The sequence below is a fragment of the Micromonospora hortensis genome, from assembly GCF_022230935.1.
In the GTDB taxonomy this organism is placed as follows: Bacteria; Actinomycetota; Actinomycetes; order Mycobacteriales; family Micromonosporaceae; genus Micromonospora; species Micromonospora hortensis.
In genome coordinates, this window is the sequence record NZ_JAKKFE010000026.1 from 323,675 (window position 1) to 346,182 (window position 22,508).

The 22,508-nt window shown below is 70.6% G+C and carries 23 protein-coding genes; 10 read left to right on the forward strand and 13 right to left on the reverse strand.

Annotation, left to right across the window (positions count from 1 at the left end):
* Positions 1-28: 28 nt before the first annotated feature.
* From prcB to NIE111_RS19950, 5 genes are all read right to left on the reverse strand, one after another.
* Entirely contained in the window at positions 29-868 is an 840-nt protein-coding gene (gene prcB / locus NIE111_RS19930; RefSeq protein WP_210781714.1) for a proteasome subunit beta, read from the reverse strand.
* Positions 787-1,458, reverse strand: a complete 672-nt coding sequence (locus NIE111_RS19935) for an endonuclease VII domain-containing protein (protein ID WP_238685816.1) — start codon at positions 1,456-1,458, stop codon at positions 787-789. Before NIE111_RS19935 ends, prcB begins: the two co-directional genes overlap by 82 nt.
* Before the next feature lie 6 nt (positions 1,459-1,464).
* Complete coding sequence (locus NIE111_RS19940; protein ID WP_088948111.1) at positions 1,465-1,680, reverse strand: ubiquitin-like protein Pup; 216 nt, start codon at positions 1,678-1,680, stop codon at positions 1,465-1,467.
* Positions 1,681-2,025: 345 nt separating this feature from the next.
* Positions 2,026-3,543, reverse strand: a complete 1,518-nt coding sequence (gene dop / locus NIE111_RS19945; RefSeq protein WP_372488373.1) for a depupylase/deamidase Dop — start codon at positions 3,541-3,543, stop codon at positions 2,026-2,028.
* Positions 3,544-3,580: 37 nt separating this feature from the next.
* Positions 3,581-5,149 carry a DUF2142 domain-containing protein gene (locus NIE111_RS19950; protein ID WP_238685817.1) on the reverse strand — a complete coding sequence of 523 codons (1,569 nt, stop codon included), beginning with the start codon at positions 5,147-5,149 and terminating at the stop codon, positions 3,581-3,583.
* Positions 5,150-5,359: 210 nt separating this feature from the next.
* Here NIE111_RS19950 and NIE111_RS19955 point away from each other — a divergent pair, with 210 nt between their 5' ends.
* Positions 5,360-5,713, forward strand: coding sequence for a GtrA family protein (locus NIE111_RS19955; protein ID WP_266305161.1), 354 nt, complete (start codon positions 5,360-5,362; stop codon positions 5,711-5,713).
* Between the two features lie 64 nt (positions 5,714-5,777).
* On the opposite strand, the gene arc is transcribed toward NIE111_RS19955, so the two are convergent.
* Entirely contained in the window at positions 5,778-7,562 is a 1,785-nt protein-coding gene (arc, locus tag NIE111_RS19960; protein WP_030332887.1) for a proteasome ATPase, read from the reverse strand.
* A gap of 178 nt (positions 7,563-7,740) precedes the next feature.
* On the opposite strand from arc, the gene NIE111_RS19965 reads away from it, so the two are divergent.
* Positions 7,741-8,034 carry a ferredoxin gene (locus NIE111_RS19965; protein WP_238685979.1) on the forward strand — a complete coding sequence of 98 codons (294 nt, stop codon included), beginning with the start codon at positions 7,741-7,743 and terminating at the stop codon, positions 8,032-8,034.
* 49 nt (positions 8,035-8,083) lie between these two features.
* On the opposite strand, the gene NIE111_RS19970 is transcribed toward NIE111_RS19965, so the two are convergent.
* From NIE111_RS19970 to NIE111_RS19980, 3 genes are read right to left on the reverse strand one after another with little or no spacing between them, the layout of a single operon-like run.
* A complete protein-coding gene (locus tag NIE111_RS19970; RefSeq protein WP_091408625.1) occupies positions 8,084-8,656 on the reverse strand; it encodes a hypothetical protein in 573 nt (190 codons plus the stop codon).
* A gap of 46 nt (positions 8,657-8,702) precedes the next feature.
* Positions 8,703-9,704, reverse strand: coding sequence for a tRNA (adenine-N1)-methyltransferase (locus NIE111_RS19975; protein WP_372488374.1), 1,002 nt, complete (start codon positions 9,702-9,704; stop codon positions 8,703-8,705).
* Positions 9,701-10,792, reverse strand: a complete 1,092-nt coding sequence (locus NIE111_RS19980) for a site-2 protease family protein (RefSeq protein WP_372488383.1) — start codon at positions 10,790-10,792, stop codon at positions 9,701-9,703. Before NIE111_RS19980 ends, NIE111_RS19975 begins: the two co-directional genes overlap by 4 nt.
* A gap of 140 nt (positions 10,793-10,932) precedes the next feature.
* Here NIE111_RS19980 and NIE111_RS19985 point away from each other — a divergent pair, with 140 nt between their 5' ends.
* The 5 genes from NIE111_RS19985 to NIE111_RS20005 all read left to right on the forward strand — a co-directional run bounded on the left by NIE111_RS19985 (position 10,933) and on the right by NIE111_RS20005 (position 16,954).
* Positions 10,933-11,847 (forward strand): RecB family exonuclease, encoded by a 915-nt coding sequence (locus NIE111_RS19985; RefSeq protein WP_238685819.1) that lies wholly within the window; start codon positions 10,933-10,935, stop codon positions 11,845-11,847.
* A 213-nt stretch (positions 11,848-12,060) separates the two neighbouring features.
* On the forward strand, positions 12,061-12,747 hold the full coding sequence (locus NIE111_RS19990; protein ID WP_238685820.1) for a response regulator: 687 nt from the start codon (positions 12,061-12,063) through the stop codon (positions 12,745-12,747).
* Positions 12,748-13,102: 355 nt separating this feature from the next.
* Positions 13,103-13,870, forward strand: coding sequence for an ABC transporter ATP-binding protein (locus tag NIE111_RS19995; protein ID WP_210781706.1), 768 nt, complete (start codon positions 13,103-13,105; stop codon positions 13,868-13,870).
* Positions 13,870-16,425, forward strand: a complete 2,556-nt coding sequence (locus NIE111_RS20000; protein WP_238685821.1) for an ABC transporter permease — start codon at positions 13,870-13,872, stop codon at positions 16,423-16,425. The genes NIE111_RS19995 and NIE111_RS20000 overlap by 1 nt, the downstream gene beginning before the upstream one ends.
* Positions 16,426-16,576: 151 nt before the next feature.
* Positions 16,577-16,954, forward strand: coding sequence for a carboxymuconolactone decarboxylase family protein (locus tag NIE111_RS20005; protein WP_210781704.1), 378 nt, complete (start codon positions 16,577-16,579; stop codon positions 16,952-16,954).
* Positions 16,955-17,000: 46 nt separating this feature from the next.
* Here NIE111_RS20005 and NIE111_RS20010 read toward each other — a convergent pair whose 3' ends face one another.
* The gene (locus NIE111_RS20010) at positions 17,001-17,657 is read right to left on the reverse strand and encodes an HAD family hydrolase (RefSeq protein ID WP_238685981.1); all 657 of its coding nucleotides are present in this window, start codon (positions 17,655-17,657) and stop codon (positions 17,001-17,003) included.
* 121 nt (positions 17,658-17,778) lie between these two features.
* Positions 17,779-18,522, reverse strand: coding sequence for a neutral zinc metallopeptidase (locus NIE111_RS20015; protein ID WP_238685822.1), 744 nt, complete (start codon positions 18,520-18,522; stop codon positions 17,779-17,781).
* Positions 18,523-18,797: 275 nt separating this feature from the next.
* On the opposite strand from NIE111_RS20015, the gene NIE111_RS20020 reads away from it, so the two are divergent.
* On the forward strand, positions 18,798-19,160 hold the full coding sequence (locus NIE111_RS20020) for a hypothetical protein (RefSeq protein ID WP_238685823.1): 363 nt from the start codon (positions 18,798-18,800) through the stop codon (positions 19,158-19,160).
* A 6-nt stretch (positions 19,161-19,166) separates the two neighbouring features.
* On the opposite strand, the gene NIE111_RS20025 is transcribed toward NIE111_RS20020, so the two are convergent.
* Positions 19,167-19,376, reverse strand: coding sequence for a hypothetical protein (locus tag NIE111_RS20025; RefSeq protein ID WP_238685824.1), 210 nt, complete (start codon positions 19,374-19,376; stop codon positions 19,167-19,169).
* Between the two features lie 212 nt (positions 19,377-19,588).
* Between NIE111_RS20025 and NIE111_RS20030 the strand changes: the two genes are divergently transcribed.
* Together NIE111_RS20030 and NIE111_RS20035 are read left to right on the forward strand one after the other, a co-directional pair.
* A complete protein-coding gene (locus NIE111_RS20030; protein WP_238685825.1) occupies positions 19,589-19,990 on the forward strand; it encodes a YciI family protein in 402 nt (133 codons plus the stop codon).
* 4 nt (positions 19,991-19,994) lie between these two features.
* Positions 19,995-21,251: an RNA polymerase sigma factor gene (locus NIE111_RS20035; RefSeq protein ID WP_372488384.1), complete on the forward strand. Its 1,257-nt coding sequence runs from the start codon at positions 19,995-19,997 to the stop codon at positions 21,249-21,251.
* 48 nt (positions 21,252-21,299) lie between these two features.
* Here the strand turns inward: NIE111_RS20035 and NIE111_RS20040 are convergent, their stop codons facing one another.
* Positions 21,300-22,400 (reverse strand): calcium:cation antiporter, encoded by a 1,101-nt coding sequence (locus tag NIE111_RS20040; RefSeq protein WP_238685827.1) that lies wholly within the window; start codon positions 22,398-22,400, stop codon positions 21,300-21,302.
* Positions 22,401-22,508 lie beyond the last annotated feature (108 nt).

Genomic DNA, 22,508 nt, shown 5'->3' on the forward strand with positions numbered 1-22,508 from the left:
ACGACTGCTGACTGGTGAGGTGCGGGTCTCAACCGCCCGGGTTCTCCATCCGGCCGGCAACCACACCCTCGGCGATCGCCGCCGTCTCGGTGTCGGTCAACCGGCGGGTGCCCTCGGCGGTCGCGGTCATCACCACGGGGTAGATCCGGCGGGTCAGATCCGGCCCACCGGTCGCGGTGTCGTCGTCGGCGGCGTCGTAGAGCGCCTCGACCGCCAGCCGCGTCGCGTCGTCCACGGACAACCCAGCTCGGAACCGCTTCTTCAACGCGGACTTCGCGAACAGCGACCCGGACCCGATCGCGTCGTAGCCGGTCTCCTCGTACGGGCCACCGGTCACGTCGAAGCTGAAGATCCGGCCGGCTCGCGCCGGATCGGCGGCGGCCAGGTCGAACCCGGCGAAGAGCGGCACCACGGCCAACCCCTGCATGGCCGCCCCCAGATTGCCCCGGATCATCGAGGCCAACCGGTTGGCCTTACCGTCCAACGAGAGCATCGCGCCCTCGATCTTCTCGTAGTGCTCCAGCTCCACCTGGAACAGTCGCATCAGCTCGATGCCGATGCCGGCGGTGCCCGCGATGCCGACCAACGAGTACGCGTCGGCGGGGTGCACCTTCTCGATGTCGCGCTGCGCGATCAGGTTGCCCATGGTGGCCCGTCGGTCGCCCGCCATCACCACACCCTCGGCGGCCGCGATGGCCACGATGGTGGTCGCGTGCGGCGCCAGGTCGGCGGCCATGCCCGGCGGCAGCGGTCGCCGACCGGGCAACATCTCGGGGGCCACCCGACTCAGAAACGTCGTGAAGGAGGACGTCCCCGCGTTGGTGAACACATCTGGAAGACGCCCGGATGGATCAAAGCCCGCTGCCACGTGGTTCCTCTCAGGTACGTGATCGCCCTGGCCAGCCTCATGGGACTGTCACGGAACTGGCCAAGACCACCGTTGCAGTTGAAGCAGAGTATCCCGCGCACCCATCCGGTGCGATGATCGTGGTCCAGATGTTGCGGGTCGGCCTCGCCACAGATCGCGCAGACCCCGCCCTGCTCGGCCAGGAGCTCCTGAAACTCCTTCTCACCCACGCCGTACCGCCGCCGCAGGTGGTACTCGCGAGTTCCACCGTAGAGTCGCTGCGCTGTCTCCTTGCCACGGGCATTATGGCAGGGTTTGCAGTAGCTGTGCCGGCCGCTGGCTTTGGTCGTCGTGGTAGGAAAATCGTCGAGCGACTTGATCTGCTCGCAGTCCGGACACCACTTGAGACCCTCACCTACGAGCGTTGGCGACTTCTTCTGCGGAGCGACACCCCGCTTGCGTCGGCTCGCCTCCGACCGAATGGCGGCGCATGCTTTGCAGTAGAAAGCGAGGCCGTCTGCCCGCCGCCGATCACGGTGGAATTCCGTACTGGCCAGCGCTCTCTTGCATTGCGGGCACACCTTGTCCGAGGGGTACACCGAATCGGACATATGCCCCTATTCCCCCCCTTTTTGAACATAGCCTCTCACAAATTCCTCTGCGTTTTCTTCCAGGACGGAGTCGATCTCGTCGAGGAGGTCGTCGACGTCCTCGGTGATCTCGGCGTGCCGCTCGGCCACCTCGGGGTTGGCCTCGGTGGTGACGTCCTCGATTTCCTCGCCCTGACGGGACTTGCCGGACTGCGACTGACCGCCGCTGTCATGAGTGGCCATGGCTGTCTCCTCCACGATCGTCTGGGATGAAATCTACCCCGCGCAGGCGACAGAAAGCCCTCACGTCCGTCGTGTTCGGCTCGGGGGCGCCCGATTGCGGTAAAGCGGTCAGCTCCGGGGAGCCGACGCGTCGGCCAGGCCCGGGACCGGCACCGGCTCGGGCTCGGGCTGCCCCCTTTTCCGACGCCTCCGCCACTGGTGCCCCGCGCCGCAGGCGGGGCGTCCACTCCTTGAACCGCAACACCTGCTTCTCCACCAGATGCCGGGACAGGAACGCCAGGACGACGGTGAAGGCTCGGGGACGGCCTGGCATGCCAGAGTGATTCCCGGTGGAGGCACCGGGCCTCAGCCCCCGGTCAACGTCTCCAACAGGTCCTTGGCGCTGGCGCAGCGATCGAACAACGCCCCGACGTGCGCGCGGGTGCCCCGCTCGGGTTCCATCATCGGCACTCGGACCAACGACTCCCGGCCCACGTCGAAGATCACCGAGTCCCAGCTCGCGGCGACCACCTCGGAGGCGTACTGAGCGAGGCAGCGGCCGCGGAAGTAGGCCCGCGTGTCCTCCGGTGGCTCGGTCATCGCGCTGCGCGTCTCGTCGTCGGTGAGCAGCGTCTTCATCGCCCCCCGGCTGACCATGCGGTGGTAGAGGCCCTTCTCCGGCCGGACGTCGGAATATTGAAGGTCGACGAGCTGGAGCTTGTGCGAGCCCCAACCGAGCTTCTCCCGCTCCCGGTAGCCCTCCAGCAGCCGCAGCTTGGCCACCCAGTCCAGCTCGTCGGCGCAGAGCATCGGATCCCGGCCGAGCCGGTCCAGGACGCTCTCCCAGCGGTCGAGCACGTCGATGGTCTGCTCGTCGGCGTCGGTGCCGTACCGGTCGTCGACAAAGGACCGGACCCGCTCCAGGTACGCCCACTGCAGGTCGAGGGCCGTGAGTTTGCGGCCATCACGCAGTCGCATGCGGTGCGTCAGGGCGGGGTCGTGGCTGACGGCACGCAGCTCACTGACCGGGTCGGCGATGCCGAGGTCGGCGCCGAGGGCCTTCTCCTCGATCATGGTGAGGATCAGCGCGGTGGTGCCCACCTTGAGGTAGGTGGAGATCTCGGAGAGGTTGGCATCGCCGATGATGACGTGCAGCCGGCGGTACTTGTCGGCGTCGGCGTGCGGCTCGTCGCGGGTGTTGATGATCGGCCGCTTGAGGGTGGTCTCCAGGCCAACCTCGACCTCGAAGAAGTCAGCACGCTGGGAGATCTGGAAGCCGCTCTGGCCGCCGTCCTGGCCGATGCCGACCCGGCCGGCGCCACAGACGATCTGCCGGGTGACGAAGAACGGCGTCAGGTACGCCACGATGTCGGCGAACGGCGTCTGCCGGCGCATCAGGTAGTTCTCGTGGGCGCCGTAGCTGGCGCCCTTGTTGTCGGTGTTGTTCTTGTAGAGGTGGATCGGTTGGGTGCCCGGGATGGTCGCGGCCCGGCGGGACGCCTCGGCCATCACCCGCTCGCCGGCCTTGTCCCAGCGCACGATGTCCCTGGGGGTGGTGACCTCGGGGGTGGAGTATTCGGGGTGGGCATGGTCCACGTAGAGCCGTGCGCCGTTGGTGAGTATCACGTTGGCCAGGCCGAGGTCTTCGTCCGCGAGGGCCTCGGCGGGGTCGTACGCGGCGCCGGAGTAGGTGAAGCCGCGGGCGTCGCGCAGCGGCGACTCCTCCTCGTAGTCCCACCGGGCCCGGCCGCCCCGGTTGAGTTCCGGGCGCGCCCCGTAGGCGTTGACCACCTGCGATGAGGTGACCATCGGGTTGGCTCCGGCCTGCCCGGGCACGGAGATGCCGTATTCGACCTCGGTGCCCATGATCCGTCTTACGCTCATCGACCTACCCGCTTCGCTCGCCCGACCCGGTCCCCCGTCAGGTCGAGCGTAGTCCGCCCTGAGCACCTGCACTCTGCAGGTGAGTGCCGGCGGGCCGGAACAGTTCGGTGGATTCGGTGTCGGAATGCTCAGCGGGCGGCGTCGGGTCGTCGGTCGCGGCGGAGCGGGTGGTCCAGACGAGCCACCCGAACAGCACCAGGCCGAGGCTGGCGCTCAGCAGCGGGATCACCGAGCCGACCACCGGGTGCCAGTCGCCGGCGAGGGGATTGAGGCTGCTCAGCCCGATGTTGGCGGGCAGGCCGTTCTGCCAGCGGACCATCGTGTACGCCAGGCAGAACAGCTGGATCGGCAGAAGGAGCAGCACGGCGAGTCGGGTGAACGAGCGGGCCCGGGCGACCTCGAAGCCGCGTTGTTCGGCGACCCACGCGGCGTAGAGCAGGACGCCGACCAACATGGGCAGCATGTACCGGCCCTGGGTGACGAAGCCGCTCTCGTTGACCAGGGCGATCTGCATGAGGGAGGGGACGGCCACGCCGCCGCCGAGCAGCACGAGCAGGCGCCACCGGTCGAGCCTGCTGCCCCAGACGACCCCGATGAGCAGCAGCGCCCCGGCGACGAGCTGCCAGATCACGTACGGCGGGGCTGGCATCCGGGTGTCCAGCCAGGAGGTGACCCCGACGATCTGGTCGAGGTAGCCCCGCCACCGGTCGGCCTCGCGCAGGGCCGCCTGCCCGTAGGTGAGCCGGTCGGCGGAGTAGTTGCCGAGGTCGGAGGTCTGTTGGCGGACGGACCAGGCGAGCACGGCGAGGATGGACAGCACGATGCCACCGGCCCAGAGCTGCGCGGCCCGGTCCCGCAGAAGGCCGAGGAGGTTGCTGCGGCGCAGCGGGAAGGCGAACGCGATGAAGGCTGTCGCCAGCCAGAGCGGGCCGGTCTGGCGCAGCACCGCGAGGAGCAGCGCGCTGATCCCGACGAGGACGATGAGACCGCGCCGTGGACCGGGTGGGCCGAGCAGCAGGGGGATGACCGCGCTGAAGAAGGCGATGCCCGCGGCGATCTCCAGGCCGTTCGGGTTGACCGCGCTGGCCATGTGCACGGCCATCGGGGTGGTGACGACGAGCAGGGCGCCCATCATGAGGCCGCGGCGGGATCGGTTGCGGATCACGACGTACGCGCAGGCGAGCAGCGCAGCACAGCACAGGGCGCTGATCATGCGGGCGAGCAGGACGCCGGACCAGCCGGGCCAGAGCACTGTGGGTGCGCCGACGAGGGCGTAGTAGGCGGGGAAGTAACGACCGGCCCCGGTGCCGGCGCGGGTCGGTGTGTCGTCGCTGCCGGGGGGCTGGGCGCAGGCCGCCGAGACTTCCTTCTTGAACTGCCAGCACTGCTCGCGGACGAGACCGCCGGGAACGGTCTGGAAGGCGCCCGTGCCCTTCTTCGCGTCGGCGGGCGGGGGCGCGATCTGCCCGGCGGCGACGCCGGCCGCTCGGACGATGTGCTCCCGCTCGTCCGGGGTGCCGTCGTAGGGGGTGGCCATCGACCAGGCGAAGATGATCAGGAAGAACGCGGCGAAGGCGAGGGCCCAGTGTCGTCGGCCTGTGTTCATGGTGGCCGCCGGGCTTCCGCCGGTGGCCGGCGGCGTCACTCTTCCGGGATCAGGCACGTCAACCTCGCGGCTCGCGCGGGCAGGCCCCGCTGGGTGGATGGACAGACGATAGACTCCCTCGTCGTCCTCACCGCTCCGGGTCCCCCCTTGGAGAACTCTTTGCTGTCACCTGTTGCCGATTCCGTCCGCCACCTGTCCCGACACAGCGCTGTGCGGTTCCTGGTCGTCGGGGGTCTGAGCGTTGCCGTGGACACGGGATCACTCTTCGTGTACCACGGAGTTCTCCGGATTGTCCTGCCGGTTGCCGCCGGCATGTCGTTCCTGACCTCGTTCTGGGTCAATTTCGGGCTGAACCGGGCGTGGTCGTTCGGCTCGTCCGCCCAGATGGTGCCGCAGGTGGGGCGCTACTTCGCGCTGGTCCTCGCCAACCTGACCGCCAACGTGGTGCTGGTATCCGCGTTGACCTGGGCGGGCACGCCGTACCTGCTGGCGAAGCTACTGGTGACGGCGTCGCTGTCTGCGGCGAACTACGTGGTGTCGAAGCGGTGGATCTTCGCCGCCTGACCGACGCCCTGGCATACCCGCAGCGAGGGTGCCCACCGGATGGTGGGCACCCTCGCTGTTGGGGTCAGAGGTACTGGCCGGTGTTGCTGGCGGTCTCGATGGACCGGCCGGCCTCGGCGCCCTTGCCGCCGGAGACGAGCGTGCGGATGTAGACGATCCGCTCACCCTTCTTGCCGGAGATGCGCGCCCAGTCGTCGGGGTTGGTGGTGTTGGGGAGGTCTTCGTTCTCGCGGAACTCGTCGACGCAGGCGTCGAGCAGGTGCTGCAGGCGCAGCCCCTTGCGACCCGAGGTGAGGAACTCCTTGATGGCCATCTTCTTGCTCCGGTCGACGATGTTCTGGATCATCGCGCCGGAGTTGAAGTCCTTGAAGTAGAGGACTTCCTTGTCACCGTTGGCATAGGTGACCTCGAGGAATCGGTTCTCCTCGGTTTCCGAGTACATCCGCAGCACCACGGCGTCGATCATCGCCGCGACGGTGGCCTGGGGATCGGTGCCGTGTTCGGCCAGGTCGTCCGGGTGCAGGGGCAGCCCGGAGAGGATGTACTTGGAGAAGATGTCCTTGGCCGCCTCGGCGTCCGGTCGCTCGATCTTGATCTTCACGTCGAGGCGACCGGGGCGCAGGATCGCCGGGTCGATCATGTCTTCCCGGTTGGAGGCGCCGATGACGATGACGTTCTCCAGCCCCTCCACGCCGTCGATCTCGCTGAGCAGCTGCGGGACGATCGTGTTCTCCACGTCGGAGGAGACACCGGAGCCGCGGGTCCGGAAGATCGAGTCCATCTCGTCGAAGAACACGATCACCGGCGTGCCCTCGCCGGCCTTCTCCCGGGCGCGCTGGAAGATCAGCCGGATGTGCCGCTCGGTCTCACCGACGTACTTGTTGAGCAGCTCCGGGCCCTTGATGTTGAGGAAGAAGCTGGTGTGCTTCTCCTTGCCCTGCCGCTCGGCGATCTTCTTGGCCAGCGAGTTGGCCACCGCCTTGGCGATGAGCGTCTTGCCACAGCCCGGTGGGCCGTAGAGCAGGATGCCCTTGGGCGGGCGGAGCTGGTGCTCACGGAACAGGTCCGCGTGCAGGAACGGCAACTCCACCGCGTCGCGGATCTGCTCGATCTGCGACTGGAGGCCACCGATGTCGCCGTAGTCGACGTCGGGCACCTCCTCCAGGACCAGCTCCTCGACTTCGCTCTTCGGGATCCGCTCGTACGCGTACGCCGAACGGGGCTCGATCATGAGCGAGTCGCCGGCCCGGATCGCCGAGCCGATGAGCGTCTCGGCGAGGTGCACGATGCGCTCCTCGTCGGAGTGGGAGACCACCAGCGCCCGGTCGCCCGGCCCGCCGTTCGGTCCCTCCAGGATCTCCTTGAGCATCACCACTTCGCCAACCCGCTCGTAACCGAACGCGTCGACGATGTTGAGCGCGTCGTTGAGCAGGACCTCCTGGCCACGCCGCAGGTCACCCACATCGAGCGAGGGTGAGACCGCGACCCGCAGTTTGCGGCCACCGGTGAAGACGTCCACCGTGCCGTCCTCGTGCTTGGCCAGGAAGACTCCGTAACCGCTCGGCGGTTGCGCGAGCCGGTCGATCTCCTCTTTGAGCGTCACGATCTGCGTGCGAGCTTCCTTGAGGGTGCTCACCAGCCGGTCGTTGTTCTCGGTCAGCCGCGCCAACTGTGCCTGGGTGGCCGCCAGCCGCTCTTCGAGCTGCCGGACGTGTCGGGGGCTTTCGGTCAACTTACGCCGCACCAGGGCGAGTTCCTCTTGCAGGAACGCGACCTGCGTGGAGAGATCGTGGGCTTCCTTCTCCCACCGTGCGGCGCGCGAGTCCGCGTCGTCGCTACGTGCTGCCACGTCCCACCTCCCCGGGGGGCTTGAACGTTCTGCCCTAACACTAGCCGCTATGAGGCCGATTCGGTCCCACGCAACACCCTCGTCACCGAACCTTGATCGCCAAGGGTGGCCTGACGGGCCGTTACCGGCGTTCGGGTACCGTCGGAGCGTGGCACGGGAGAACATGGGGGGTGCACAGGTGGCCGAGGTCGCGACCGACGAATTGCAGGTCTGGGTCGACCAGGACCTCTGCACGGGCGACGGGCTCTGCGTGCAGTACGCGCCAGAGGTGTTCGAGTTCGACATCGACGGCCTGGCCTACGTCAAGGGCGTCGACGGTGAGCTGAAGATGGCACCGGGCAGCCGGGTCGACGTCCCCGCGCACCTGCGGCTCGAGGTGATCGACTCCGCGAAGGAGTGCCCGGGCGACTGCATCCACGTGGTGCGTGGCGACGGCGTCGAGGTCGCCGGCCCGGACGCCGAGGAAGACTGACCCACCGGCCGGGCCGCGAAGGCCCGGCCGGCACCAAACGGGGTACGCCTCAGAGCATCGGACGGCCGACCACCGAGGCGACCAACCGCGCGAACTCCTCCAACCGGGCGATCTGCCCGGCCCCGCCGTCGTCGAGGGTCTTGCCGAAGCGCAACGCGTCGTGCCGGGGTGTGCCGGCCATCTCCTCGCTCGGCGGCGCCTCGTCCAACGAGGTGAGCAGCAGGTAGACGTCGATGCTGTCGACCCGGATCTCGCCGCTCTCGGCACGGTTGAGTCGCCGCCGGCAGCCGACCTCGGTGACGGTGGAGACCGGTACCACCCGCAGCGACGAGGTCATCGAGCCCGGCGGGCCCTCCTCCGGCGGCACGTCCTCGCCGTGCCAGAGGATGAGCCGGCTGCCGTCGCAGACCACTACCTCCTGCCACACCCCGTTGACCTCGTTGACGAAGCGTTCCAGGGTGAAGCCGAGCACCGACGCGCCGCGCAGCACGCCGCCGAGCGCCTCCAGGGCGACGTCCGGGTCGCGCAGGTAGGCCCGCGCCGCCGACTCCAGGTCCTGATAGGGCGACCAGTCGGGAAAGACCGCGGGGAGGTCTCCACCGCCGTAGCCCGGTCGGCTCATGCCAGCGTCTCCCCGTGCTCGGCGCTGCCGACACCCAGCTCGATGGTCACGGCCTGTCCATCTCCCCCGCACCGTTGGGTTGCGCGCCTGCCGCCTGCGCGGCGGCGGCCTGTCGGGCCGCCTCCGCCTCGCGCAGGTCCTGGCGGCGCTGCGCGTACGCCTCGGTGCCCTTGCTGGGCTTGCGTCGGCGCGGCGGCGCGGTGACCCCCGGGGCCAGCTTGCGGGCGGACACCAGGAAGGCGGTGTGCGCGATCATCCGGTGGTCCGGACGCACGGCGAGGCCCTCGGCGTGCCAGTCGCGCACCAGGGACTCCCAGGCCCGCGGCTCGGTCCAGCCGCCGCGCTCGCGCAGCGCCTCCACCAGCTCGGAGAGCTGCGGTGTGGTGGCGACGTAGCCGATGAACACCCCACCCGGCACCAGCGCCCGTTCGACCATGTCGAGGGTCTCCCACGGGGTCAGCATGTCCAGGATGATCCGGTCGAAGCCGGTTTCCTGGCACTGCGCGACGTCGCCGACGTGCAGGTTCCACGAGGGGTGCGGCCCGTTGAAGAACGCCTCGACGTTGCGCTTGGCGATCTGGGCGAAGTCGTCGCGCAGTTCGAACGAGTGCAGCTCGCCCTCGGTGCCGACGGCGCGCAAAAGGGAGCAGCTCAGCGCGCCGGAGCCGGCGCCGGCCTCGAGGACCTTCGCGCCGGGGAAGATGTCGCCCATCGCCACGATCTGCGCCGAGTCCTTCGGGTAGATCACCTGGGCGCCGCGCGGCATGGACAGCACGTAGTCCGACAGGAGCGGCCGCAGGGCCAGGAACGCGGTGCCGCCGCCGGAGGTGGTCACCACGCTGCCGTCGGGGAGCCCGATCAGCGTGTCGTGCGCCAGGATGCCGCGGTGGGTGTGGAACTCCTTGCCGGGCTCCAGCGTCACTGTGTGCATCCGCCCCTTGGGGTCGGTCAGCTGGACCCGGTCGCCGGGCCGGAACGGCCCGCGGTGCACGGGTGTCAGCGCCGGGTTGGCGGGGTCGGCGGCGACGGTGGAGGGAGTTGCGGTCACGGTGTCATCTTCCGGTTGGGTTCGAGGAGCTGTGCCAGGTCCGCGATGTGCAGAATGCCGACGACATCTTCGCCTGACGTCACCACGTACTGTGCGCCCGGGTAGGTCTGTACGGCCTCCATCACCCGCTCGCCGTCCCACCCGACCGACAACGTGGGAAGGGTGCCCAACGACCGGGCGACGGCGTCCACCGCCAGCCACGGTCGGCGCTCGACGGGCACCGCGTCGGCGGCGGCCGGGTCGACCAGCGCCACCGGTCGACCGGTGGAGTCGGTGACCACCAGCGCGGCGGCGGGCTGCCCGCTCTCGGCGCGTCGGCGCTGAGCCTCGGCCAGCGGCGTACCGGTCGCCACCGGCCAGACCGGACGGGCCAGCCGGGTGAGGTCGATCAGCGGGAACCGGCGGCTGACCCGGGCGGCCCGGATCGACTGCCCGGCGCCCCGCCAGAGGGTGACGGCGACCAGCAGCATCAGCGGCAGCGCCAGTGGCGCCAGCCGCCGCTCGACGGTGAGCAGCAGGACCAGGGCCGCGGTGCCGACGGCGACGGCCCGCCCGGCCCACCCGGCGACCTCGGTGCCGAGGTGCCGGTCACGGGTCAGCCCCCACACGGCGGCGCGCAGCGCCCGGCCGCCGTCGAGCGGCAGCCCGGGCAGGCTGTTGAACAGGGCAACGATGACGTTGCTGACCGCGAGCTGGAAGGCGAGCTGGTGCGCCACGGTCCCCTCGGGCAGGGCGAGCGTGGCGGCGACCGCCAGGACGCCGAGCACAGCGGAGACCGCCGGGCCGGCCAGCGAGACCAGCAGGTCGACGCGGGGCGACGGGGCGTCCCGGTCCATCTCGGTGTAACCGCCGAGCAGCTCCAGGGTGATCCCGCGCACACCGATGCCGTACCGCCGGGCGGTGAGGGCGTGGCCCAGCTCGTGCAGCAGCACCGAGCCGAGCAGCGACACGACGAACCCGAAGCCGATCAGGTAGCCGCTGAGCTGCGGCAGGTCCAGTTGTCGGCGGGCGAATTCGCCGTACAGCACCGCGATGAGCACCGCGAGCAGGACCATGGAGCCGTTGAGGTACAGCGGCACCCCGAACACCTTGCCGACGTTCAGGCCGAGGCGTCGGTCCGGTCGGCGCGGCGGCCTGGTTGTCTGCTCCATCGCCACGATGCTACGGACCGTCGCTGTGTGGGGCGGGCGGCGGTCGGTGTCACACCGGTGCCCTAACCTTTGCCGACATGACGGCGGAATCGGTCACCACCTCCCAGCCCTCCCCCGCGGCGCAGGCGCCGCCGACGGTGCGGGCCTCGCTGTCCCCGTCGCGGGCGGCGGATTTCAAGACCTGCCCGCTGCTCTACCGGTTCCGCAGCATCGACCGGCTGCCCGAGCGCACCACCATCGAGCAGGCCCGGGGCACATTGGTGCACGCGGTGCTGGAGCGCCTGTTCGACCTGCCGGCCACCGGCCGCACACCGGAGGCGGCCGGCGACCTGGTGGCCCCCCAGTGGGACCGCCTGGTCACCGAGCAGCCTGAGCTGGCGGGGATCTTCGACGGCGCGGAGCCGGCCGGCCCGGTGGAGTTCCTCCGCTCCGCCGCCGGGTTGTTGCAGGGTTACTTCGCGGTGGAGGATCCGACCCGGCTGGAGCCGGCCGAACGCGAGAGCCTGATCTCCGCGGTCGTCGACGAGGAGTTGCTGATCCGGGGTTACCTCGACCGGCTCGACGTCGCTCCGGACGGCGCGCTGCGGGTGGTCGACTACAAGACCGGGGGCGCTCCACGGGAGGCGTTCGAGGCGCGGGCGCTGTTCCAGCTGAAGTTCTACGCCCTGGTGCTGTGGCGCACCCGGGGGGTGGTGCCCCGGGTGCTGCGGCTGCTCTACCTGCGCGACGCCGAGGTGTTGGATTACACCCCGGACGCCGACGAGCTGGTCCGCTTCGAGCGCACAGTGGTGGCGCTGTGGCGGGCCATCGAGCAGGCCACCGCCCGGCAGGATTTCCGGCCGCGGCCGAGCCGGCTCTGCGACTGGTGCAGCCACCAGGCGCTCTGTCCCAGCTTCGGCGGCACCCCGCCGCCGTTCCCGGTCGCCGCGGCGAACGCCGACCCGCTGCGCGACTCCCGGGCCACTGCGGTGGCGCCGGGCGCCGACGAGTGACGGCCTCCTGAGCGACGCGTACGCCCGGCACGGCGATGCAGCCCGCCGGGGACCGCCTCCCGCACGCCGCCGCCGCCGAGGACCCGACCGCAGCGGTGCCGCAGCGGTCGGGACACGGCGACCGGCGGGCCTCTACGGTGATCCGCGACGCACCGGCTCCGGTACGCGAGGATGACCGGTGCGCGCCACGACGTCGGCGGGACGGGAGACGACATGAACGATCAGGCGCCCTCGGCGCGGCCGGTGCGGATCCTGCTCGCCGACGACCAGCCGCTGCTGCGGACCGGGTTCCGGATGGTGCTGGGCGCCGAGAGCGACCTGGACGTGGTGGCGGAAGCCGGTGACGGCGTGGAGGCGGTGGAGCTGTCCCGCCGGCTGCTGCCCGACGTCGTGCTGATGGACATCCGGATGCCCCGGATGGACGGGGTGGCGGCGACCCGGGCCATCGTCGACGCCCGGCTACCGGTACGGGTGCTGGTGCTCACCACCTTCGACCTGGACGAGTACGTGGTGGGCGCGTTGCGGGCCGGCGCCAGCGGGTTCCTGGCCAAGGACGTGCCGGCCGAGGATCTGATCGCGGCGATCCGCACTGTCGCCGGCGGGGACGCGGTGGTGTCACCTCGGATTCTGCGGCGACTGCTGGACCGCTTCGCCGAACTGCTGCCCGACCCGGAGGCGACGCCGTCGGCGGCGCTCAACGCGCTCACCGAACGGGAGCGCGAGGTGCTCGTGCAGGTCGCCCGAGGGCTGTCCAACGCCGAGATCGCGACGGTCCTGTCGGTGAGCGAAACCACCATCAAGACGCACGTCGGGCATGTGCTGACCAAGCTGCGGCTGCGCGACCGGGTGCAGGCGGTGGTGCTGGCGTACGAGTCGGGGCTGGTCCGCCCCCGGGCGTAGTTCCGCCGGCCCGGGTACCTCACCCGGCGTACTCGAAGATCCCTCCGTGGGGGGACGGCTGCCGTTGCCGTCGTCACCTACCGTGACCGGAGATGGCTTGGTTCGGTTGACCCTCCTGTGGCGTCAGGTGCAAGTGTCGATGCTGCCGCCCGCTGCCATGGGAAAAAACGGTCGACCGGCCGTCGACTCAGGGGCAACCCTGATGCGGCATGGGGGTGCACCCGCAGCGGGAAATCCGCGCCGGGTCCCCCCAGGGTCGGACGGGGCGGGCGTAGTCAGCACCGATGATTGAACAGTCGCGCCGGACCATCGGGGGGCGGCGTGCGTTTTCGGACAGACGGAAGAGGTAGATGACGTGACCGCGACGGTAGGCCAGCAGGCGCAGGCCGCGGCCCGGGCGAACGACGTGTGGAAGGTGTACGGCAGCGGCGAGGCTCAGGTCATCGCGCTGCGGGGGGTCAGCGCGGAGTTCGAACGTGGCCGCTTCACCGCGATCATGGGCCCGTCGGGTTCCGGTAAGTCGACGCTGATGCACTGCCTGGCCGGCCTGGACTCGGTGACCCGGGGGACGGTGTCGATCGGTGAGACGACGGTCACGGGGCTGGGCGACGCGGGGCTGACGAAGCTGCGCCGCGACAAGGTGGGTTTCATCTTCCAGCAGTTCAACCTGCTGCCGACGCTGACGGCCAAGGAGAACATCCTGCTGCCGCTGTCGATCGCCGGGCGCAAGCCGGACCCGGCCTGGTACGACACGGTGATCGAGACGGTGGGTCTGAAGGATCGGCTGGACCACCGGCCGGCGCAGCTCTCCGGTGGGCAGCAGCAGCGGGTGGCGTGCGCCCGGGCGCTGGTCTCCCGCCCCGAGGTGATCTTCGCGGACGAGCCGACCGGCAACCTGGACTCACGTTCCGGCGCGGAGGTGCTCAACTTCCTGCGTAACTCGGTCCGGGAGCACGGCCAGACCATCGTGATGGTCACCCACGACCCGACGGCCGCCGCGTACGCCGACCGGGTGGTCTTCCTCGCCGACGGCGAGATCGTCTCGGAGTTGATCGAGCCGACCGCCGAGACGGTGCTGGACACCATGAAGAAGCTGGACACCGCGGCCGAGGTGGGCAACTGATGTTCCGCGCGACGCTGAAGAGTCTGCTGGCCCGTAAGGTCCGGCTGATCCTGTCCGGCCTGGCGGTGGTGCTCGGGGTGATGTTCGTCTCCGGCGCGTTCGTGCTCACCGACACGCTGGGTCGCTCCTTCGACTCGGTCTTCGCCGACGGTTTCTCCGAGATCGACGTGAACGTCGCGGCGAAGCCGAAGGTGCAGGTCAACGAGATGGAGGGCGAGCAGACGGTCGCCCCGCTGCCGGCCGCGCTGGTGGACCGGGTGAAGCAGGTGCCGGGGGCGGCCTCGGCGACCGGTGTGGTCAACGCCGACGGCGCCCGGGTGATCGGCAGCAACGGCAAGGTCGTCACCTCGTTCGGTCCGCCGCAGTTGGGCGAGAACTGGACCGGCGAGAGCGAGTTGCTGAAGCTGCGCGAGGGGCGCGCGCCGCAGGCCGAGGACGAGATCGTCATCAACAAGGCGCTGGCCACGGCCGCGAAGGTGCAGGTCGGCCAGAAGGTTGGCGTGCTCACCGCGTTCGAGTCGAAGAAGCGGGACTTCACACTGGTCGGCGTCTTCGGTTACAGCGGTGACCGGGACTCGATCGGCGGGGTCAACGAGGTCTTCTTCACCACTCCGGTGGCGCAGCGGCTGATGCTGGGCGAGCCGGATGTGTTCAACAGCATCACCGTGCAGGCCGCCGACGGGGTCTCGGACGAGAAGCTGCGCGACGACGTTGCCCGCACCCTGGGCGCTGACTTCGAGGTGAAGACCGGCGAGCAGGTGGCCGCGGACGCCTCGGCCAGCCTGAAGGAGGGCCTGTCCTTCTTCAACAAGATCCTGCTCGGCTTCGCCGCGGTGGCACTGCTGGTGGGCACCTTCCTGATCCTCAACACCTTCTCGATCATCGTGGCGCAGCGGACCCGGGAGTTGGCGCTCATGCGCGCCATCGGGGCCAGCGGCCGGCAGATCATCGGTTCGGTGGTGCTGGAGGCCATCGCGGTGGGGTTGATCGCGTCGGTGCTCGGCCTCGCCGCCGGTATCGGGGTGGGCGCGCTGCTGGCGTTCCTGTTCGGCAAGCTCGCCGGTGGGCTCACCTTGGCCGGGATCGGCGTGCCGGCGGCCGCGGTGATCGGTTCGTTCGCCGTCGGTCTGGTGATCACCGTGGTGGCGGCGTTGCTGCCGGCGCTGCGGGCGTCCCGGATCCCGCCGATCGCGGCCATGCAGGACGTGGCCACCCCGGACCGGCCGTTGACCAAGATCACGGTGGCCGGGTCGCTGGTCACCGGCGTCGGCGCGGTGCTGCTGTTCCTCGGGCTCAGCGGCAACGCCGGCGGTCAGACGCTGTCGACCATCCTCGGTGGCGTGCTGTTCGCCTTCATCGGGGTGGCGCTGCTGACCCCGTTGATCAGCCGGCCGGTGGTGAGCCTGCTCGGCGCGATCTTCTCCTGGTCGGTGCCGGGCAAGCTGGGCCGGCTCAACTCCGGGCGCAACCCGCGTCGCACGGCGATCACGGCCGCCGCGCTGATGGTCGGCATCGCGCTGGTCACCGGCGTCACGGTGATCCTCGACTCGGCCAAGGGCAGCATCAGCGCGCTCGCCCAGGACACCATCAAGGCCGAGCTGGTGATCGCCGGGCAGCAGGGCGGCCCGCGTCCGCCGACCTTCGACCCGGGTGTGCTGGACCAGGCAAAGGCCCTGCCCGGTGTGCGGTTGGTCGACGGCGAGTACGGCGACATGGGGCGGATCGACGGCGAGAGCACCTGGGTGGCGGCGAGCAGCGACATCGCGTCGCTGCGGCAGATCTTCGGCGCGAAGCCGACCGCCGGTGACATCGACCGGCTCGGGCCGACCCAGATGCTGGCCAGCTCGGACACTGCCACGTCCCGTGGCTGGTCGGTGGGCTCCACTGTCAACGTGCAGCTGACCCGGGGCGAGGCACGCACCTACACGATCAGCGGCATCTACGAGTCGTCGCAGCTGACCAACCCGGTGACGCTGCCGGCGACCGCGGCGAAGGACTTCGCCATCCCGCAGCCCATCCAGGGCTTCATCCAGCTGGACCCGGGCACCCGCGTGTCCGACGTGCAGCCGCAGGTGGAGGCGTTGCTCGCGGACAGCCCCGAGGTGTCGGTGGCGGACCGGGACGCGTTCATCAAGCAGCAGACCAGTTCGCTCGACGGGCTGCTCACGATGATCCAGATCCTGCTCGCGCTGGCAATCGTGATCGCCGTGCTGGGCATCATCAACACCCTTGCCCTGTCGGTGCTGGAGCGGACCCGCGAGTTGGGTCTGCTGCGGGCCATCGGCCTGCGCCGGTCCCAGACCATGGGGATGATCACCGTGGAGGCGGTGGTGATCTCGGTGTTCGGCGCGCTGCTCGGCGTGGTGGTGGGCACCGGCCTCGGCGCCGCTGTGGTCGAGGCCCTCAAGGACGAGGGCATCACCGACCTGATCCTGCCGTGGGGGCAGATGGGTGTCTTCCTCGGTCTCGCCGCCATCATCGGCGTGGTGGCCGCGGTGCTCCCGGCCGTCCGGGCGGCCCGGATCAACGTCCTGGGTGCCATCGCCCACGACTGATCGGCACTTCCGAGGCCCCCGGTCGCCGCGCCGGGGGCCTCGGCCTGTCCCATTCGCCCTCGGCCACCCGTGCGCGACTGCCAGGCTGGTGCTGCCGGCAGGGCGCCGGCCCGCCCGCGAGCCGGGCGGCCGGAGATCCGGGGCCGGTGACATGACCGATCAGGACGCGTACCAGCTGGCACTCGACAACGCCGAGCGGCTGCTCGGGCAGCCGTTGGTTCTGCCGCTCGGCGAGGGTGAGCCGGAGGTGGGGCACGACTTCCGTCGTCTCGCCACAGTGCAGACCTTCGGCGCGGCCTGGCCCCGGGAGGGCCTGGACCTGCGCAGCCGGTGTCTGGTCTCGGTGGCGATCGCCGCCGCCCTCGGCACCCACGAACCGCTGCGCGGGCAGCTGCGCATCGCGCTGACCTCGGGGGTGAGCCGGGAGGAGATCGTCGAGCTGTTCATCCACCTGGCCGCGTACGCGGGGGCGGCACGGGCGTTCGACAGCTACCAGGTGGTCGCCGCGGTCTTCGCCGAGCGCCGGTGACCCCGGCCGGTCGGGAGCCGAGCGGCGCCGACCCGCGCCGGGCGGGTCAGCCGGTCGCCGCTGCCCGATCGGTCAGCAGCGCCGCGAGCAGCGCCAGGTCCACGCCGGTCAGGCTTTCCACCTGGTGTACGCCGACAGTGCTCGGCAACGCCACCTCCGCCGGTACGGCCAGGACCGCCGCGCCCGACGCGAGCGCGCTGGCCACCCCGGTCGGTGAGTCCTCGATCGCCACGCAGCGCGCGATCGGCACACCCAGCAGCCGGGCGGCGGTCAGGTAGGGCTCGGGGTGTGGCTTGGCCGCCACCACCTCGTCGCCGGCGACCACCGTGTCGAAGTTGTCCCGACCGAGGGTGTCCAGGGCGATCTCGACCAACGCCCGAGGGCTTGACGTGACCAGCGCGGTGGGGATTCCCGCCGCCCGGACCGCACGCAACAGGTCGAACGCGCCCGGCCGCCAGGGCAGGCCGGTGCGGAACAGCTCCAGGATCCGGGTGTTGATCCACGCCGCGCTGATCGCCGGATCCCGTTCGGGCTGCCCCAGGTCGTCGTGCAGGATGCGCATCGACTCGGCCATGGCCGTGCCGATGATCGACTGGCGGGCCTCGACGGAGAGTTCCCCGCCGTACTCCTTCGCGAGTTCCTGCAACGCGACGTCCCACAGCTTCTCGCTGTCGACCAGCGTGCCGTCCATGTCGAAGAGCACAGCGGCGGGGTGATGGCTGCTCAGCGGAACCTCCAGGGTCGTGACCGACACCGGCGATCCTGCCAGCAGCCGCCGGGGCCGGTGGCGGCAACGGGCTCGAGGGTGATCCGGGCAACCCCGTTCAGCCCAGGTCGCACTCCTTCAGGGAACCCTCGTAACCCCGGAAGAACATGTCGGTGCGCTGCTCGGCGGTGCCGTGTGCCCCTTCCGCGAACCACGGCTGGTCCGGGTCGTCGCCGACCGCCGCCACCCCCTCACGGAACTCGTCCAGGTCGCCCTCGGCGAGGGTCAGGGTCCCCGAGCGCACCGAGTCGCCGAGGTACGCCCCGGCCATGCAGTCGGCCTGCAACTCCTGCTGGATGGTGAAGCTGTAGTTGATGCCGAGCCGCACCTGGATGGCGTGCGCGTACTCGTGCCCGAGCAGGTAGAACACGAACGCGTCGCCGACCTGACGGAACGCCGCCACCGACCAGGCGACGTCGTACGCGATGAAGTCGCCCTGCGAGCAGTAGACGGCGTTGTTGCGGGGCAACGACTGGCCGCCGCAGGACACCTCGCCGTCGCGCTGGTACGGGATGATCCGCCGGATCGGTCGGAACCGCTGCCCGGATTCCTTGAACTGGGCCGCCCAGTACCGCTCGGCGATCGCCTGCGCGTCGGCGACGTCCTGCTCGAACTCGGCGACGCTGGTGGTGCTGTCGGCCCGGGTGGTTCTCGGGCCCGGTGATGCGGCCGACGGGTTCGCCCCGGGGCGCTCGGCCTCCGGCTCGGCCAGTCCACCGCCGGCGCAGGCGAGGGAGACGAGGGCGGCGATCAGCAGACCCGCCAGCGGGCCCCGCGCGTCGCGACCGAACCGTGCCCCCACTGTGCCTCCCCAGACATCGGTGCTCAGGCTGGTAGTACCCCGACGAGAGGACCGAAACGCCCGTCACCGGTTTCACGTATGGCACGGCCGGACGGTTCACCGGACCCGGGCGCGCCGATCGAGGCGGATCTGGACCGGGTGCTGCGGGGCGGATGGGCTGCGGCGCAGCGGGCCCGGTTGGCTGGGTGGTGTCGCACGGCGGGCGCGGGGCGCCGCTGCGGGGCCGCCACAATGCTCCGGGGCGGGTGTCGCCGCCCAGGACAGGAGAGGCTCTGGTGCACGAGCTTGGCAGTCGCAGCCGACGTCAACCGGCGCCGGCGCACGTCGTGTGGCGGTCACTGCGCTACCCGTACGAGGCCGGCAGCCGGCCCTGGTTGGAGTTGCGCGACGACGAGGTACTGCCCCGGGTGGTGGCGGGCTACGCGCCGATGCTGCTCGTGTGGTCGTCGCTGTGGCCACGCCGACCGTTGGACCGGATCCGCTTCGACCTGACTCCCGGGCTGCCCGGCAGGGACTGCACGCTGCGCTGGACGCTCACCACCGACGGGGAACTGCCGTGCGAGGGCACTCTCGGCCACCTACGCCATCGCCTCAACTACCTGGTCAACGGCCGGCTGCGCCGCTCGTATGGCCAGTAGGGTCGCTCAACCAGCCGACTCCCGACCGCGATGCCACGTGTCGCCTTGGTCGCCGTGCCGGTCGGCCTCGTACCGGTGCTGCCGCACGCGAGCGTCCCGCCCAGCCCGGGAGTCGTCGCCCCCGACCTCACCGACGCGCCCCCGCCGCACCACAACGCCAAACGCCACCCCAGCCACGACGACGAAGATCCCCACCACCACCCACACCACCGTCATCCGGCCACCCTAGGCCGCGCCCACCACCCCTGGTCCCCGGTGATCATGAAGTTGGTGTCATCCCACTCGGCGTGTCGTGACGCTAACTTCATGATCACCGGTTCGGGTGGAGGGACAAGCCGGCGTGGGTGGGGTGTCCGGGTGGGGAGTTGGGGTTCGACGTTTCCTGTGGGGCGCCGGGGTGGTGTCCTCGCAGGAGGAGGGGAAGAACCATGAAGTACATGATTTTGCTCTACGGGTCGCAGCAGGACTACGACGTGTTGTCGGGGCGGGCTTCCGACCGGCCGGCGATGTCGGCCGAGCAGATCGCGGCGATGCACAAGCACATGGAGACCTTCCACCAGGCGCTGGCCGAGTCCGGCGAGTTGGTCGATGCCCGGGGCCTGAGCGAGCCGGTGCACGCCCGTCGGGTGCAGGTGCGTGACGGAGCGCCAGTGGTCACCGACGGCCCGTACCCGGAGACGCAGGAGGTCCTCGCCGGTTACACCATCGTGGAGTGCGCCAGCTTCGACCGGGCCACCGAGATCGCCGCCGGCCTGGTCGACCCGGACGCCCCTGGTGGGTACGTGGACGTGCGGCCGGTGCTCGACGGTGTCGAGGACCTGGCCGGCTGACGCGGTGCCGGAGACTCCCGCCGAGGGCCTGCTGCGCGAGCTGGCGCCGCAGGTCCTCGGCGCGCTGGTCCGCCGCTACGGGCACTTCGACACGGCCGAGGACGCGGTGCAGGAGGCGCTGATCGCCGCGGCGGAGGGTTGGCCGCGCGATGGCGTACCGGAGAATCCGCGTGGCTGGCTGATCACCGTGGCGTCCCGTCGGCTGACCGACCTGCTGCGTCGCGAGCAGGCCCGGATGCGGCGGGAGGACACGGTGGCCCGGTGGGTGCTCCCGGAGCAGTGGCGTGCCCCCGCCGCCGACCGTCCGTCGGCGGACGCCGACGACACGCTCATCCTGTTGTTCCTGTGCTGCCACCCGGCGTTGTCGGCGGCGTCGCAGATCGCGCTCACCCTGCGGGCGGTGGGCGGGCTGAGCACCGCCGAGGTGGCGCGTGCGTTCCTGGTGCCGGAGGCGACGATGACCCGGCGGATCAGTCGGGGTAAGCAGCGGATCCGTGACAGTGGGCTACGGTTCGCGCTGCCCACCGGCCCGGAGCGGGCTGACCGGCTCGCCGCCGTGCTGCACGTGCTCTACCTGATCTTCACGGAGGGGTACGCCCGCACCGCCGGACCCGGCTTGCTGCGCGCCGACCTGACCGCCGAGGCGATCAGACTGACCCGTCTGGTGCGCCGGCTGGTGCCCGAGGACCCCGAGGTCACCGGGCTGCTCGCGTTGATGCTGCTCACTGATGCCCGAGCGCCGGCGCGGATCGGTCCGAACGGCGAGCTGGTGCCGATGGCCGAGCAGGACCGCTCCCGGTGGCGGGCCGACCAGATCGCCGAGGGGGTCGAGCTGATCACCGGGGCCCTGCCGCGCGGCGTGGTCGGGGCGTACCAGCTCCAGGCGGCCATCGCGGCCGTGCACGACGAGGCGCCCAGCGCGGCGGCCACCGACTGGGCACAGATCACGGCCCTGTACGAGGTGCTCCTCGGGATGTCCGACAACCCGGTGGTGGCGCTCAACCACGCGGTGGCGGTGGCCATGAGCCGGGGCGCGCCGGCCGGGTTGGCGCTGCTCGCCGACCTGGCCGACGACCCCCGTCTCGCCGACGACCCGCGACTGCCGGCCGCCCGCGCCCACCTGTGGGAGCTGGAGGGTGAGCGGGTCACCGCGCGGGAGGCGTACCGGATGGCGGCGGCGCGCTCGACGAACCTGGCGCAGCAGCGCTACCTAAACGCCCGCGCGGAGCGCCTGGCGGGCGACCCGCCGCCCGCCGGCTGATCCGCAGGGGCCGTGCGGATCAGGGCCGGAGCCGCAGGCCCGTGCGGGTCACGGGCTGGCGGCCAGGAAGACGAAGGCGGCCATCAGCACCAGGTGTACGCCACCCTGGAGCACGTTGGCCCGGCCCGGCACGACGGTCAGCACCGCGGTCACCGCGGTCAGCGCGAGCAGGGCGAGCTGGGTGCCGCCGAGGCCGAGCAGGAGCGGGCCGTCCAGCCAGATCGAGGCGATCGCTATGGCCGGGATGGTCAGGCCGATGCTGGCCATCGCCGAGCCGAGCGCGAGGTTCAGGCTGATCTGCACGCGGTCGCGGCGGGCGGCGCGGGCGGCGGCCAGGGTCTCCGGCAGCAGCACCAACAGGGCGATGATCACGCCGACGAAGGCGTGCGGCAGGTTCGCCGCGGCGACACCGGCCTCGATGGTCGGCGAGACGGTCTTGGCGTCGCCGACCACCGCGACCAGCGCCACCAGCAGCAGCCCCAGGCTCATCAGCGCCGCGCGGGTGGTGGGCGGCTTGGCGTGCTCCTCCGCGTCGATCACCTGGCCCCGGCTGTCGACAGGCAGGAAGTAGTCACGGTGTCGGCCGGTCTGCACGAGCACGAACAACCCGTAGAGCGCCAGCGAAGCGACGGCGGCGAAGGCGAGCTGGGCCGGGCTGAACTCCGGGCCGGGCCGGGCGGTGGTGAAGGTCGGGATGACCAGACTCAGGGTGGCCAGGGTGATCACGGTGGCCAGAGCCCCGCCGGTGCCCTCCGGGTTGAACACCGCGACGCGACGGCGCAACGCCCCGAGCAGCAGGGACAGGCCGAGGATCCCGTTACAGGTGATCATGACGGCGGCGAAGACGGTGTCCCGGGCGAGCGACTGGGTCTTCTCCGGCCCGCTGATCATCAGCGTGACGATGAGGGCGACCTCGATCACGGTGACCGCGACGGCGAGCACCAGAGACCCGTACGGCTCCCCCACCCGGTGGGCGACCACCTCCGCGTGGTGCACGGCCGCGAGCACGGCACCCCCCAGCAGCACCGCGACCACCACGATGATCGGGCCGGGCAGGTTCCGCCCCCAGGTCACGATCAACACCAGGACAGCGAGCACGGGTACGGCGAAGGTCCAGTCGGTCAGGCGGGAGCGAAGCAGGGCGGCCATGCCGTACAGGGTGCCAGGTCAGGTGATCATGTGCCCACCATCGACGCATCGGTGCGGGGTGGCGGTGGTCCACAGCGGCAAAACCCGTAACTTATGGGTTACGCTTCA

Bases quoted from the DNA above. Each gene is read 5' to 3' on its own strand.
- NIE111_RS19935 (WP_238685816.1), bottom strand. From the start codon at position 1,458: ATGTCCGATTCGGTGTACCCCTCGGACAAGGTGTGCCCGCAATGCAAG.
- NIE111_RS19940 (WP_088948111.1), bottom strand. From the start codon at position 1,680: ATGGCCACTCATGACAGCGGCGGTCAGTCGCAGTCCGGCAAGTCCCGT.
- dop (WP_372488373.1), bottom strand. From the start codon at position 3,543: ATGAGCGTAAGACGGATCATGGGCACCGAGGTCGAATACGGCATCTCC.
- NIE111_RS19950 (WP_238685817.1), bottom strand. From the start codon at position 5,149: ATGAACACAGGCCGACGACACTGGGCCCTCGCCTTCGCCGCGTTCTTC.
- NIE111_RS19970 (WP_091408625.1), bottom strand. From the start codon at position 8,656: ATGAGCCGACCGGGCTACGGCGGTGGAGACCTCCCCGCGGTCTTTCCC.
- NIE111_RS19985 (WP_238685819.1), top strand. From the start codon at position 10,933: ATGACGGCGGAATCGGTCACCACCTCCCAGCCCTCCCCCGCGGCGCAG.
- NIE111_RS19990 (WP_238685820.1), top strand. From the start codon at position 12,061: ATGAACGATCAGGCGCCCTCGGCGCGGCCGGTGCGGATCCTGCTCGCC.
- NIE111_RS20000 (WP_238685821.1), top strand. From the start codon at position 13,870: ATGTTCCGCGCGACGCTGAAGAGTCTGCTGGCCCGTAAGGTCCGGCTG.
- NIE111_RS20005 (WP_210781704.1), top strand. From the start codon at position 16,577: ATGACCGATCAGGACGCGTACCAGCTGGCACTCGACAACGCCGAGCGG.
- NIE111_RS20025 (WP_238685824.1), bottom strand. From the start codon at position 19,376: ATGACGGTGGTGTGGGTGGTGGTGGGGATCTTCGTCGTCGTGGCTGGG.
- NIE111_RS20030 (WP_238685825.1), top strand. From the start codon at position 19,589: ATGAAGTACATGATTTTGCTCTACGGGTCGCAGCAGGACTACGACGTG.
- NIE111_RS20040 (WP_238685827.1), bottom strand. From the start codon at position 22,400: ATGGCCGCCCTGCTTCGCTCCCGCCTGACCGACTGGACCTTCGCCGTA.